General features: G+C 38.7%; 16 protein-coding genes. 13 read left to right on the top strand and 3 right to left on the bottom strand.

The window, feature by feature from the left end; genetic code table 11:
* The first annotated feature begins 18 nt into the window (after positions 1-18).
* The 11 genes from ACNHOZ_RS20040 to ACNHOZ_RS19990 all read left to right on the top strand — a co-directional run bounded on the left by ACNHOZ_RS20040 (position 19) and on the right by ACNHOZ_RS19990 (position 9920).
* Positions 19-384, top strand: coding sequence for a carboxymuconolactone decarboxylase family protein (locus ACNHOZ_RS20040; RefSeq protein ID WP_016765828.1), 366 nt, complete (start codon positions 19-21; stop codon positions 382-384).
* Between the two features lie 238 nt (positions 385-622).
* Entirely contained in the window at positions 623-1408 is a 786-nt protein-coding gene (gene sufC, locus ACNHOZ_RS20035) for a Fe-S cluster assembly ATPase SufC (protein WP_013059647.1), read from the top strand.
* Positions 1409-1425: 17 nt separating this feature from the next.
* Positions 1426-2733 carry a Fe-S cluster assembly protein SufD gene (sufD, locus tag ACNHOZ_RS20030; protein ID WP_028412089.1) on the top strand — a complete coding sequence of 436 codons (1308 nt, stop codon included), beginning with the start codon at positions 1426-1428 and terminating at the stop codon, positions 2731-2733.
* Entirely contained in the window at positions 2733-3953 is a 1221-nt protein-coding gene (locus tag ACNHOZ_RS20025) for a cysteine desulfurase (RefSeq protein ID WP_013059645.1), read from the top strand. Before sufD ends, ACNHOZ_RS20025 begins: the two co-directional genes overlap by 1 nt.
* The gene (gene sufU, locus ACNHOZ_RS20020; RefSeq protein ID WP_013085338.1) at positions 3943-4377 is read left to right on the top strand and encodes a Fe-S cluster assembly sulfur transfer protein SufU; all 435 of its coding nucleotides are present in this window, start codon (positions 3943-3945) and stop codon (positions 4375-4377) included. The genes ACNHOZ_RS20025 and sufU overlap by 11 nt, the downstream gene beginning before the upstream one ends.
* Before the next feature lie 45 nt (positions 4378-4422).
* Entirely contained in the window at positions 4423-5820 is a 1398-nt protein-coding gene (gene sufB / locus ACNHOZ_RS20015; protein WP_013059643.1) for a Fe-S cluster assembly protein SufB, read from the top strand.
* 101 nt (positions 5821-5921) lie between these two features.
* On the top strand, positions 5922-6776 hold the full coding sequence (locus ACNHOZ_RS20010) for a DUF72 domain-containing protein (protein WP_048021828.1): 855 nt from the start codon (positions 5922-5924) through the stop codon (positions 6774-6776).
* A 120-nt stretch (positions 6777-6896) separates the two neighbouring features.
* Positions 6897-7199: a YunC family protein gene (locus ACNHOZ_RS20005; RefSeq protein ID WP_013059641.1), complete on the top strand. Its 303-nt coding sequence runs from the start codon at positions 6897-6899 to the stop codon at positions 7197-7199.
* 89 nt (positions 7200-7288) lie between these two features.
* Positions 7289-8041: a sporulation protein YunB gene (gene yunB, locus ACNHOZ_RS20000; protein ID WP_034264201.1), complete on the top strand. Its 753-nt coding sequence runs from the start codon at positions 7289-7291 to the stop codon at positions 8039-8041.
* A gap of 248 nt (positions 8042-8289) precedes the next feature.
* A complete protein-coding gene (locus tag ACNHOZ_RS19995) occupies positions 8290-9804 on the top strand; it encodes a sodium-dependent transporter (protein ID WP_028412627.1) in 1515 nt (504 codons plus the stop codon).
* The gene (locus ACNHOZ_RS19990; RefSeq protein WP_221833766.1) at positions 9804-9920 is read left to right on the top strand and encodes a methionine/alanine import family NSS transporter small subunit; all 117 of its coding nucleotides are present in this window, start codon (positions 9804-9806) and stop codon (positions 9918-9920) included. The genes ACNHOZ_RS19995 and ACNHOZ_RS19990 overlap by 1 nt, the downstream gene beginning before the upstream one ends.
* A gap of 30 nt (positions 9921-9950) precedes the next feature.
* Here ACNHOZ_RS19990 and ACNHOZ_RS19985 read toward each other — a convergent pair whose 3' ends face one another.
* Positions 9951-10952: a M23 family metallopeptidase gene (locus ACNHOZ_RS19985; RefSeq protein ID WP_305120079.1), complete on the bottom strand. Its 1002-nt coding sequence runs from the start codon at positions 10950-10952 to the stop codon at positions 9951-9953.
* Positions 10953-11268: 316 nt separating this feature from the next.
* Here ACNHOZ_RS19985 and lipA point away from each other — a divergent pair, with 316 nt between their 5' ends.
* Complete coding sequence (gene lipA / locus ACNHOZ_RS19980) at positions 11269-12168, top strand: lipoyl synthase (protein WP_013059637.1); 900 nt, start codon at positions 11269-11271, stop codon at positions 12166-12168.
* Between the two features lie 342 nt (positions 12169-12510).
* On the opposite strand, the gene ACNHOZ_RS19975 is transcribed toward lipA, so the two are convergent.
* Positions 12511-13152, bottom strand: a complete 642-nt coding sequence (locus ACNHOZ_RS19975; protein WP_033580449.1) for a YhcN/YlaJ family sporulation lipoprotein — start codon at positions 13150-13152, stop codon at positions 12511-12513.
* Positions 13153-13348: 196 nt separating this feature from the next.
* Here ACNHOZ_RS19975 and ACNHOZ_RS19970 point away from each other — a divergent pair, with 196 nt between their 5' ends.
* Positions 13349-13624 carry a YutD family protein gene (locus ACNHOZ_RS19970; protein WP_447697279.1) on the top strand — a complete coding sequence of 92 codons (276 nt, stop codon included), beginning with the start codon at positions 13349-13351 and terminating at the stop codon, positions 13622-13624.
* Between the two features lie 48 nt (positions 13625-13672).
* Here the strand turns inward: ACNHOZ_RS19970 and ACNHOZ_RS19965 are convergent, their stop codons facing one another.
* Positions 13673-13939, bottom strand: a complete 267-nt coding sequence (locus ACNHOZ_RS19965; protein WP_033580450.1) for a DUF3055 domain-containing protein — start codon at positions 13937-13939, stop codon at positions 13673-13675.
* Positions 13940-14090: the final 151 nt, after the last annotated feature.

Below are 14090 nucleotides of genomic sequence, written 5' to 3'. Positions count from 1 at the left end.
ATGATGGGAGCTGACGTTATGCAGCAAGAAGCACGTCATTCAACTGAGCAAGCACTTCATGATTATAAAATGGGTGTTGGGAAATTTAGCGAAAAATTGCCGGAAGTAACAAAAACGTTTAATGCGTTTACTGAAGCATGTTTTGGAGAAGGTTCTCTTTCTAAAAAAGAAAAGCAGTTAATCGCGCTAGGAATCAGCGTAGTAGCTCAAGACGAGTACTGTATGATTTATCATACAAAAGGCTGCATTGATCAAGGTGCAACTGAGCAAGAAATTTTAGAAGCATGCGGAGTATCAGCGGCATTTGGCGGAGGCGCAGCGATGAGTCAGTCCGTTACGCTTGTCCAAGAGTGTGTTTCAGAACTGACTAGCCACACGCACTAAGTAAATAAAGTGGGTAAAAAGCTTGTCTTAGAAGGCTCTATCGAGTCTTTTAAGGCAACTTTTTTATGAGTGGATTTAGTCTTAAAAAACGTACATAATGGTTTAAAACCTTTTGGGTCAAAAGGTTGCTATAAGTTTTCATTTGTTATAAGATTGTAATGAGAATAAAATGAGAATAATTAAAAAGATATAGGTATATCGTTTTTTACTATATACGTCTATAACTGGAGGTTTTAATATGGCAGGGTCAACTTTAACAATTAAAGATCTTCATGTTGCAATTGAAGGTAAAGAAATTTTAAAAGGTGTTAATTTAGAAGTTAAGGGCGGCGAAATCCATGCAATCATGGGACCAAACGGTACTGGTAAATCAACATTATCTTCAGCAATCATGGGACATCCTAAATACGAGGTTACACAAGGAAGCATCACGCTAGACGGCGAAGATGTACTTGAGATGGAAGTAGATGAGCGCGCTCGTGCAGGTCTATTCCTAGCGATGCAATATCCAAGTGAAATCAGCGGGGTAACAAACGCAGACTTCCTACGTTCAGCAATTAATGCTCGTCGTGAAGAAGGCGAAGAAATTTCACTAATGAAATTCATCCGTCAATTAGACAAAAACATGGATTTCTTAGAAATGGATCAAGACATGGCTCAGCGTTACCTAAACGAAGGTTTCTCTGGCGGTGAGAAGAAGCGTAACGAAATTCTTCAATTAATGATGCTTCAACCAGGAATTGCAATTTTAGATGAAATCGACTCTGGTTTAGATATCGATGCGTTAAAAGTTGTATCAAAAGGTATTAATGAACTGCGCGGCAGCGAGTTTGGTTGCTTAATGATCACTCACTACCAACGTTTATTAAACTACATTACACCAGATAAAGTTCACGTTATGATGCAAGGTCGTGTTGTAAAATCAGGCGGACCAGAATTAGCGCAGCGTCTAGAAGCAGAAGGTTATGACTGGATCAAACAAGAATTAGGTATTGAAGACGAAACTGTAGAGCAAGAAGCTTAAGAGTTAGGAGGATCTCTATGACTATTGATACGAAATTACCATTTGATCAAGAGTACATCAGCAGCTTTTCAAAAGAAGCTAATGAACCAAGTTGGCTGCTAGATCTTCGCTTACAAGCTCTTGCGAAAGCAGAAGATCTTGCACTTCCAAAGCCAGATAAAACAAACATTTCGAAATGGAACTTTACTGCTTTTGACAAGCACACTTCACAGGCAAGCACAATCTCATCTGTAGACGAGCTTCCAGAAGTGGTTAAAGCACTGATTGATACAGAAGCGGTTAAGAATCTATATGTTCAGCGTGACCAAACAGCTGCATACTCAACGTTAACAGAAGAGCTAAAATCTCAAGGCGTTATCTTCACAGATATTCAAACAGCTGCTAAAGAGCATAGCGACCTTGTTGAGAAGTACTTCATGAAAGACGGAGTTAAAGTAGATGAGCACCGTTTAACTGCATTAAACGCAGCGTTATTAAACGGGGGGGTATTTGTATACGTTCCTAAAAATGTAGAAGTACAAGAGCCTCTTCAAGCTGTATTTGTCCGTGAAGATGAAGAAGCAGCTTTATTCAACCATGTTATTGTTGTAGCTGAAGACAACAGCTCAGTAACATATGTAGAAAACTACATTGCTACTGCTGAAGAGTCACACGGTGTTGTCAATATCGTGACGGAAGTATTCGCTAACAGCAATGCAAAAGTAACGTTTGGAGCTGTTGACTACTTAGCTAAAGGTACAACTACTTATGTGAACCGCCGCGGCGTAGCGGGCAAAGATGGTCGCATTGAGTGGGCTTTAGGCTTAATGAGTGAAGGAAATACAGTTTCAGAAAATACAACGTATCTAATGGGCGACGGTTCATATGGAGATACAAAAACGGTAACAGTTGGACGTGGAGAGCAGTCTCAAAACTTAACAACAAGTATCGTACACTTCGGAAAACATTCTGAAGGCTACATTTTAAAACACGGCGTTATGAAAGAAAGCGCGTCTTCAATCTTTAACGGTATCGGTAAAATTGAACACGGTGCATCTAAATCAAACGCTGAGCAAGAATCCCGTGTGTTAATGTTAAGTGAAAAAGCACGTGGAGACGCAAACCCAATTCTTCTAATTGATGAAGATGATGTAACAGCAGGACACGCTGCATCTGTTGGGCGCGTAGATCCAATTCAGCTTTACTACTTAATGAGCCGCGGTATTCCGCAAACAGAAGCAGAACGTCTAGTTATTCACGGGTTCTTAGCACCAGTGGTAAACGAGTTGCCAATCGAAACGGTTAAAAAACAATTAACGGATTTAATTGAAAGGAAAGTTCGATAATGAATATCTCTGATATTCGTAAACAATTTCCTATTTTAGACCAAGAGGTAAATGGCAGCCCACTCGTTTATTTAGACAGTGCAGCAACTTCACAAAAGCCGCTTGCTGTAATTGAAGCAATTGAGAAGTATTACAAAGAATATAACTCAAACGTACACCGAGGTGTTCACACGCTTGGTACAAGAGCAACAGACGGATACGAAGGCGCTCGTGAAAAGGTTCGTAAGTTTATTAATGCAAAATCAACGGAAGAGATTATCTTTACGCGCGGTACAACGACAGCTCTTAATACAGTAGCTGCAAGCTATGGCCGTGCGAATCTTAAACCTGGTGATGAAATTGTGATTACTTATATGGAACATCACAGTAACATCATTCCTTGGCAGCAAGTTGCCAAGGAAACAGGTGCAACGTTAAAATATATTTCATTAACAGAAGATCATGCACTTTCACTAGAAGAGGTAAAAAGCACGATTACATCTAACACAAAAATTGTATCGATTATGCAAGTATCTAACGTATTGGGTACAATTAACCCAGTAAAAGAAATTGCAGAAATTGCACACGCTAACGGTGCAGTAATGGTTGTGGATGGTGCGCAAAGTACGCCTCACATGAAGGTGGATGTACAAGATTTAGACTGTGATTTCTTTGCTTTCTCTGGACATAAAATGGGCGGACCGACTGGAATCGGCGCTCTTTATGGAAAGAAAGAGCTTCTTGAAAAAATGGAACCAATCGAGTTTGGCGGCGAAATGATTGACTTCGTAAACTTATACGAATCAACGTGGAAAGAGCTTCCTTGGAAATTTGAAGGAGGTACGCCAATCATTGCAGGTGCAATTGGTTTAGGTGCAGCGATTGATTTCTTAGAAGAAGTTGGTTTAGATAACATTCAAGCACATGAGCACAAGCTAGCGCAATATGCACTGGATCGCTTATCGCAAGTAGATGGAATTACGATTTACGGACCGAAAGAGCGGGCGGGTGTTGTGACGTTTAATATTGAAGATGTGCATCCGCACGACGTTGCAACAGTAGTAGACGCTGATGGAATTGCGATTCGTGCAGGTCATCACTGTGCGCAGCCGCTGATGAAATATTTAAACGTATCGTCTACTGCACGTGCAAGCTTCTATCTGTATAACACGGAAGAAGAAGTAGATAAATTGGTGTCATCATTAATAAAAACGAAGGAGTATTTTACAAATGGCTTTTAATAATTTAGATACTCTCTATCGTCAAGTAATTATGGACCATTATAAAAACCCGCGTAATCGTGGAACATTGAATGAAGATACTGTGAACATTCATATGAATAACCCGACGTGCGGAGACCGCATTGAACTTTCTTTAAAAGTAGAGGACGGCAAAGTGGTGGATGCAAAGTTCGAAGGTGAAGGATGTTCAATTTCAATGTCATCAGCTTCAATGATGACACAAGCAATTAAAGGTCAAGAAGTAGACAAAGCGTTTAAAATGGCCCATATCTTCTCTGACATGATGCAAGGTAAAGAGTATGATGATAGTATAGATTTAGGAGATATTGAAGCACTTCAAGGTGTAGCAAAATTTCCTGCGCGTATTAAATGTGCAACACTAGCGTGGAAAGCGATGGAAAAAGGTCTTAACGAACAAAAATAAGACCTTCATTCATTCCCAATCCTATCAAGTAGGGGGTAATAAAAGATGGCTAAAAAAATGCCAGAAATCGGCGATTATAAATATGGATTTTCCGATAAAGACGTATCAATTTTCCGCTCTAAACGCGGTTTAACAAAAGAAATCGTAGAAGAAATTTCTCGTATGAAAGAGGAACCACAATGGATGCTTGACTTCCGTTTGAAATCTCTAGAGCACTTCTACAACATGCCAATGCCACAGTGGGGCGGAGACATGGCAAGCTTAGACTTTGATGAAATTACGTACTACGTAAAACCATCTGAGAAGTCTGAACGCTCTTGGGATGAAGTTCCTGAAGAAATTAAACAAACGTTTGATAAACTTGGTATTCCTGAAGCAGAGCAAAAATATCTTGCGGGTGTATCAGCTCAGTACGAATCTGAAGTTGTTTATCACAATATGAAAGAAGATCTTGAAGCGCAAGGTATCGTATTTAAAGATACAGATACGGCGCTAAAAGAAAACGAAGATATTTTCCGCGAGCATTTTGGAAAAGTTATCCCGCCAACGGATAACAAATTCTCTGCTCTTAACTCAGCGGTTTGGTCTGGTGGATCATTCATTTACGTACCAAAAGGCGTAAAAGTAGATACACCATTACAAGCTTATTTCCGTATTAACTCTGAAAATATGGGACAGTTTGAGCGTACGTTAATTATTGCTGATGAAGGCTCACACGTCCACTATGTAGAGGGCTGTACAGCACCTGTTTATACAACAAACTCTCTTCACAGTGCCGTTGTAGAAATCATCATCAAAAAAGACGCGTATTGCCGCTATACAACCATTCAAAACTGGGCGAACAACGTATACAACCTTGTAACAAAACGTGCAGTTTGTGAAGCAAACGCAACAATGGAATGGATTGATGGAAACATCGGTTCTAAGTTAACAATGAAATATCCAGCTGTTATCTTAAAAGGCGAAGGCGCACGCGGTATGACATTATCTATTGCCCTTGCTGGTAAAGGACAGCACCAAGATGCTGGTGCAAAAATGATTCACTTAGCACCAAACACATCTTCAACGATCGTATCAAAATCAATTTCAAAACAAGGCGGTAAAGTAACATACCGCGGTATCGTACACTTTGGCCGTAAAGCAGAAGGTGCACGTGCGAACATTGAGTGTGATACGCTAATTATGGATAACCAATCAACTTCTGATACAATTCCGTACAATGAGATTTTAAATGACAACATCTCACTTGAACACGAAGCGAAAGTATCAAAAGTATCTGAAGAACAATTATTCTATCTAATGAGCCGCGGTATTTCTGAAGAAGAAGCGACAGAAATGATTGTAATGGGCTTTATTGAACCATTTACAAAAGAGCTTCCAATGGAATATGCAGTAGAGATGAACCGTCTAATCAAATTTGAAATGGAAGGTTCAATCGGTTAATAATAGATAAAAACTCGTTTGCTGTTTAAGCAAACGAGTTTTTTTGTATCGTTTGTATTAAAATAAAGAAAAGCAATCTAAGAAAATAGAGGAGGAATGGCATGATTTATATTGGAGTTACAGGCTGGGGAGATCATGATTCATTATATGAAGCGGGTGTTTCATCAAGAGACAAGCTTGCCGTATACGCAGGCCATTTTCCAATTGTTGAAGTCGATTCATCTTTTTACGCCATTCAACCTAAGTCAAATGTAGAAAAGTGGGTGAATGATACGCCGGAATCTTTTCGTTTTGTGGTAAAAGCCTATCAAGGCATGACGGGGCATATGAGAGAAGGAAATCCGTTTGATAGCAAAGAAGAAATGTTTCATGCATTTTTAGAATCAGTGAAGCCGTACGTAAGTTCAAATAAGCTTGGTATGATTTTATTTCAAATGCCGCCTTGGTTTGACTGTACAAAAGAAAACGTAGCCTATTTGAGGTATAGCCGTGAGAAGTTTGGAGATTTGCCAGTAGCGCTGGAGTTTCGAAATCAATCTTGGTTTAAACCGTTTTTCTATGATAAAACGTTAACGTTTATGGAACAAGAGAAGTGGATTCATGGTATTTGTGATGAACCGCAGGCAGGAGAAGGATCTATTCCCACTGTGATTCATGCTACAGATAAACAGAAAACACTTATACGTTTTCATGGACGAAACGTACACGGTTGGAATAAGCCCGCAGAAGGCAATTGGCGAGCGGTAAGGTTTTTGTATCGCTACAATGAAAAAGAGCTCCTAGAGTGGAAAGAACGTCTTGAAAAGCTGCAAAAACAAACGAAGGACATCTACTTATTATTTAATAATAACTCCGGCGGAGATGCTGTACATAATGCCAAACAGCTCATGAGCTTATTAAATATTGAATATGAGAATTTAGCTCCTAAGCAACTAGATTTTTTTAACGAATTTTAGCACCGAGGTCTATAAAATGTATAAGGATTACTCTAAACGTTAAATAGGTAGAAAAGTATATGTAAAACCTCACTTTTTTCTTTCAAAATCATAAATTGATTAAGAAAGGAGTGAGCTACTATGATTACCTTAGCGCCTATCGTAATTGAAGGTCATACGTTTAATGCAGTTACCGTATTGCTGCCAAAAACAACTTTGTTAACCATTTCATCAGATAAAGGCTACATTATGTGCGGAGCACTAGATGTAGGTCTATTAAATGATAAATTAGCTGATCGTCAAATAATAGCTGGAAGAGCTGTAGGTGTACGTACAATTGAGCAGCTTCTTGAAGCGCCGCTTGAATCTGTAACGCTTGAAGCTGAAAAAAGAGGGATTTTTAAAGGCACAATTGGCAAAGATGCTTTATTGAAAATGCTTTAATATAGTCGAGAATTTAAGATAAAACTTTTTAAAAGAAGCGTGAACCTCCTTATACATGCATACATATAGCTTGTAAGGAGGGATTTTTTTTGGTTAAACTTCGTCGGAAATTAACAAGAAAAGGCCCGCTTCCTTTTCGTTACGTTCTGTTGCTCACCTTTCTTTTTTTTATGCTTTCCACAGGGGTAGGATTATGGCTAATTAATAGAGGGATTGAACCAACGTTGATGAAATATGCTGAAGCACAAACAAAAGAGATTGCAACTTTAGTTATTAATAAAGCGGTGAATAAACAGGTACTCGATCAGCTCGACGTAGATGTCATTAAAGTGGAATCTACACCTAACGGTCAAGTAGCCAAAATTGACACAGCGCTTGTGAACCGAGTTAGAGCTCAAACTACGTCATTTGTCCAGGCTAACTTAAAAGAAGCAGAGAAAGGGAATTTAGATGCACTTGAACTTCCAACAGATATTCGTATTGAAAAAAATGAAAAGTTGCGGAATCAAGGAATTGTCTACCAAGTTCCGCTTGGGCAAGCGACTAATAATGCGCTGCTTGGAAATCTGGGTCCGCTGATTCCGGTTAAATTTCATGCTATTGGTGACGTTCAAACAGACGTAGTGCGAAAAATCGAGGAGTATGGAATAAATAATGCGTTTCTTGAAGTATCTATCAAAGTGAAAGTAAACATGCAAATCATTATCCCATTTGCAACTAAAAAAACAACCGTTACGGCTACAATCCCAGTCGGAGGCACCGTTATTCCTGGAAATGTTCCTGACTATTTTAACGGTGGAAACTCGTCTTCTCCGGCGATTGAACTTCCGAAGAAAAATTAACAATATTATATTAACGTGATAAAGTATTATTGAAAAAGCAGGTACGGAAGTTCAAAAAGACTTTCATACCTGCTTTTATTCATTGTTTAATTTGTCTGAATTTTCTATAAAAAATATTTTGACATACTATCTTCTCCCTTCTATAATTTGAGATAGGAAGTTATAGAAAGAATAATCTAAAAATTATAAAAATTCTCGTTGATCTGCGATAAAAAGAGAGTAGGGAGAGAACAAGAGGGGGAATTACGGTGGAAAATAGGCCGCAGTGGGGATCAAGAGCAGGGTTTATTTTAGCAGCAGCAGGTTCAGCAATTGGACTAGGGAATATATGGAGGTTTCCAGCTACTGCATATGAAAACGGAGGAGGAGCATTTTTTCTTCCCTATTTATTTGCTTTGTTGACGGCAGGGATTCCTATTTTAATCATGGAGTTTGCTATAGGTCATAAATATAAAGGTTCTTCTCCTTTATCATTAGCGAGACTAAGTCCAAAGGCTGAGTGGCTAGGCTGGTGGCAAGTAGCTATTTCCTTTTTTATTTCAGTTTACTATTCCGTTATTATCGCATGGGCGATGTCGTATTTTATCTTTTCATTTAAGTTAAGCTGGGGAAAGGATACGGAAGCGTTTTTATATGGAGATTACTTAAAGTTAGCTGAAGCACCAGGACAAACAGGAAGCATCGTATTACATGTTTTAATTCCGCTTGTACTTGTATGGATTGTGACGTTAGGTGTGTTATTAAAAGGAATCAAAAAAGGAATTGAAGCGGCAAATAAAATCTTTTTACCAACACTAATTGTTCTATTTTTAATCATTGTCATTCGAGCAGTAACATTGGACGGAGCAATGGAAGGTCTGCACGCTTTTTTTAAACCAAACTGGAGCGCAATTGGAGATGGAAAGGTTTGGATTGCAGCATATGGTCAAATTTTCTTTAGTTTATCTGTTGGTTTTGCTATTATGATCACTTATTCCAGTTACCTTCCAAAAAAATCTGATTTAACTAATAATGCGTTTATTACTGGATTCGGTAATTCCGCTTTTGAATTACTAGCAGGAATCGGTGTGTTTAGCGCACTTGGTTTTATGGCTACTCAGCAAGGTATCCCAATCGATAAGGTGGTTCAGGGAGGCGTAGGACTAGCCTTTGTTGTTTTCCCGCAAATTATTAATGAATTTCCAGCCTTTAAACAGCTGTTTGGCATGTTATTCTTTGCTTCCTTAACATTAGCAGGGTTAACGTCGCTTATTTCAATTATTGAAACATTTGTAGCAGGCATTCAAGATAAATTTACTATCTCACGTACAAAATCCGTATTAATAGGCGGAGGAATCGCTTCAATTTGCTCCCTATTATTTGCAACACAGGGCGGACTTTATTTCTTAGATGTGGTCGATTATTTCATTAATAACTTCGGAGTTGCTTTAGCAGGCTTAGTAGAAGTTGTATTAGTTGCTTGGGTATTTAAAAAGCTGAGCAGCCTTCAGCAGCATGCAAACGAAGTTTCTGATATTCGAATCGGATCATGGTGGAAGATATGTTTAGGAGTAGTTACACCGCTTGTACTTGGGTATATGATGTTTGATAACTTCCGAAAAAATATTTCGGAAAATTACGAGCAGTATGCAACGACTTTTGTAGGTCCTTTTGGTTGGGGCGTGGCAGCTCTGGCTGTTATTTTAGGAATTGCTTTTTCTTTTGCACGATGGAAAGATGGGGCGACTCGTTTGTCAGTTAAAGAGAAGGGGGTTTCTAAATAATGGATGGAAGTTCAATTACAATGATGGTTGTAGGGATGGTCATCATATGGGGCGGCTTGGCCGCGAGTATTACTCATGCTGTGAAAAAAGCAAAAGAAAGTAAACCATCAGGGTAAAAAAACAGGAAGCATTAGCTTCCTGTTTTTTTATTTTTTCTTTAGTTCTAAACGATCATTTCTTTCCCACGTTCTTAACTGAGGATATGGGTCAAACGACCACTCATTTTTGCCGTTATCTTTATACATTCCGTAATGCAAGTGAGGAGGGAATTTCCCAGAAGTTCCAGGAGGTCCATAACCTGAACTTCCTACTCCGCCAATAAGTGTTCCTGGTTCTACAATTTGTCCTACTTTTAAATTTTTTGCAAATCCGCTTAAATGAGCTAAATAGTGATAGTTATTATGAAGGTCACGAATACCGATTCGCCAGCCTCCATATTTATTCCATCCTTTAAGCTCAATAATGCCATAGCAAGGGGATTTTACTGGAACTCCATAATCTGCAAAAATGTCTGTTCCTTCATGGATTCGTTTTCCACCCCAGCCGCGCGCATCTCCCCATGTACTGCGATAACTGTAGTTCGCACGGAGAGGGACAGGAAATGAAGAACCTTTTAAATCAATGCGACCGTAATGGCGAAAAATTTTAGCATTCCCTAAAATAATATCAACCGCTTTAGCCCGGTGATAATAGTTCCAAAGCGCAATTTTAATATAGTCTTCGGACACCCCGAACGTCCGAATATAATCTGCCATGGTAAAAAGCATATCTTCATCATTAAATTGGTCTGCTTTTTTGTCTCCGTTCCCATCTTTACCCATTCCCCCGAGAAGAGAAATAGTAAGTGGGTTTGTATCTTCCAAATTTGGATTTAAAGAACCTGACCATTTTTCTGGAGGATAATAAATGGCGATCGCACCTTTTTCTCTTGGAATATCTTTATGAGAGCGTCGAATATTTCGTTCATACTGGTCAATCCCAGCAAAGTAATACCAAGGAATTGTAGTAGCGGCTTCCATTTGGTTATACAGCTCTAATCTCTTTTGAATAAGCATTTTTTCTTGATCTGCTGAAGATTCAGCTGTTACGTGGTGCCATCCTGTGAATACAGACATGAACATAAAAAGTAAGATAATCGTTTTGCGCATCGTGTTTCCCCCTTTCTAAAAATAGTGTGTAACACTAGTTTGCAGCGAGAAAAAAGATTTCATAAATATTAATTAATGGAAATCGCTTCAAAACTTTTTAAAAGAATTTTATTCAGAAGATAAATGGAAATTATACGGACGATGAAAACGCACACATTTGGATGGAAAATAGAAGAAAACTGAGGAAAATAAAGAGCAGACAACTTGTCGAATCTCACTTTTTTATGATAAAGTGACATATAGTTATGTTTTTAATATGTAGTTAAAATTAAGCATATAGGTTATAGACATTTTCTAGATTGGTGGAGTTGATAATATGGCAACAAAAGAAGAGCATGTCCGCAAACCCGAGTGGCTGAAGATTAAGCTAAACACAAACGAAAATTACACAGGCTTAAAGAAAATGATGCGTGAAAAAAACCTTCATACAGTTTGTGAAGAAGCAAGATGTCCGAATATTCATGAGTGTTGGGCTGTTCGTCGTACGGCAACTTTTATGATTTTAGGAGAAGTATGTACACGTGCCTGTCGTTTTTGCGCGGTTAAGACAGGTTTACCAACAGAATTAGATTTAGAAGAGCCAGAACGCGTAGCAGATTCTGTTCAGCTAATGAACTTAAAACATGCGGTTATCACAGTAGTAGCTCGCGATGATTTAAAAGACGGAGGAGCAAGCGTATTAGCTGAAACAATTCGTGCGATTCGTCGTAAAAATCCATTCACAACAATTGAAGTATTGCCTTCTGATATGGGCGGTGTGGAAGAGAACTTACGTATTGTAATGGACGCACGTCCTGATATTTTAAACCATAATATTGAAACAGTACGCAGCCTTACGCCTCGTGTTCGTGCTCGTGCTAAATATGAGCGTTCTCTTGAGTTCCTTCGCCGTGCAAAAGAAATGCAGCCGGATATCCCTACAAAATCAAGTATCATGCTTGGTCTAGGAGAAACAAAAGAAGAAATTATTGAAACGATGGATGATTTGCGTGCGAACAATGTAGATATTATGACGCTAGGCCAATATCTACAGCCAACTAAAAAGCACATAAAAGTTCAGAAATATTACCATCCAAATGAGTTTGAAGAGCTAAAAGAAATTGCATTATCAAAAGGATTCAGCCATGTCGAAGCAGGTCCTCTTGTACGTTCTTCTTACCATGCAGATGAGCAAGTTAACGCTGCTGCCAAAAACAAAGCACAAGAAAGCAAATAAGGTAAAAAGAGGCTGGGACGAAAGTCGTTTAGCCGAAGTGAAAAACGAACCATTAATCAAATTGTTTGATTAGTGGTTCGTTTTTTTTGTTACGGTTAACGTAAAATTTATCTGTTTTGTTCCTTCTAGCAGTTGATTGGAGGGCAAGGCGAAGACTCCTGCGGGAACAGCGGAACAGGTGAGACCCCACAGCAGCGCAAGCGACGAGGAGGCTCAGCGGCCGCCCGCGGAAAGCGAAGCCTTGCACGGAAATCAACTGCGGTGTCACAAGCGGTTCAGCTCATGTGTCTCATTTCTTCGTCTTTCGATTACATTCTTTTAGTTACGTCTCAACTTTTTTGTCTATTCCACCATATCTTTGTCCGTCATCGGTTCATTCAATTCGTTTTTCTCTCTTCCATTTGCATCTTCTCCGCCGTTCATTTTACGCCCTTGGGGAGATTTTAGCATTTGTTGAATAACAGCATCGATTCGTTTTCTAGCATCATTTGTTTGTGTATTCATTTCACTGATATTTTCGATTTGGTCCATCTGTTTCGGATTATCTGAGACGTATACATGATAATAACGAGGGACTACAGACATAGCTGTACGTTTTACCTGATCGGCTGCGTTATTCCTGTTTTTAGCATCTGTTTTATAAGCAACAAGCACATCTTTATCCGTTACTAGCGTAGCGGCTTGTTTAATATTTGGGATAGCGGTGCTCAGTTTACTAATATTGTCGGCTGCTTCCTCTCGGTTAAATGTTCCTACTTGGTTCATATTGGAACTTTGTTCATTTGTGTTTTTAGTGTATCGGACATATCCATAATTTGTGCCGCTATTATTATTTGGATTATAATAATGATTAGGCTCGTTTACATTAATGGCATCTGGGTTGTTTGGTGATAAATTTTCATTTTCAGCTGTGTTTTTATTTTGACAGCCAATGGTTAAAATACTTGTTATTAAAGCGATTCCAAGAATAGATTTCTTCACCATTTCCACCTCCTGTAGTTAAATATCGTACGCCAGGTAAACCGGCGAACCTTCATGTGGAGCATAAAAGATCAGTAGGTATAACGATAAAACTCCTACAGGATTAGAGTGCTGCTTATACGTGAAAAATTTCATGTTAATTGATGGTTTCATCATCATAATTATGGTATGGTAAATTTTAAGAGAAGAGGTGTGAGCAATGGTCTGTATCAATAATATTTGTTATGAAGTATTAAAAGATGAGCGCGAGGCATTTAATGAAGAGGCGTTTAGAGGTCGCTTTATCGACGTGCTGAGCCGCTATGACTATATTGTGGGAGATTGGGGATACAATCAGCTTCGACTGCGAGGCTTTTTTGATGATCGTAACCAGAAGGCAACGTATGATACGAAGATTAGTACGCTTCAAGATTATTTACATGAATATTGTAATTTTGGCTGTGTGTATTTTGTCTTAAAAAAAGTCCATAAGTAAAAAAAGGCAAGCCGAAGACACTAATTGTCCTTCACGCTGCCTTTTTTTTTAGATGATTTCATATAAAAATTCGCGAAGTTCCTGACCATCTTCGCTGTTTAGTTTAAATACTTCTTCAAGATAGTGGGGTTCTTCAAGGTCATCTTGTCCAATAATGGCAAAGCGTCCTCCTTGAATATCAAGAACAACTTGTTTGCCATAATAACGGTCGGTTTGGATAATAGCTAAATCAAATCGTTGATTTTCGCCCATAAAGCTGACAAACCGGGTCTTTGTAGAGACGACATCGTCATATAGATAAAAGCGTTCGCTCATAGGTATACTCCTTTCATAGGTTGTATTTGTATCATATCAAATAAGGTCAAAAACAAAAATGAATTTATCAAATGGATAATGGGTCATGATAAAATAGAACAGGAACCCCGTTTGTTTATGAAAGAAGATTTATACAGAGCTGACAACTAGG

The sequence above is a fragment of the Priestia sp. D51 genome, assembly GCF_053345675.1.
This window is presented reverse-complemented; position numbering and strand designations above follow the sequence as displayed.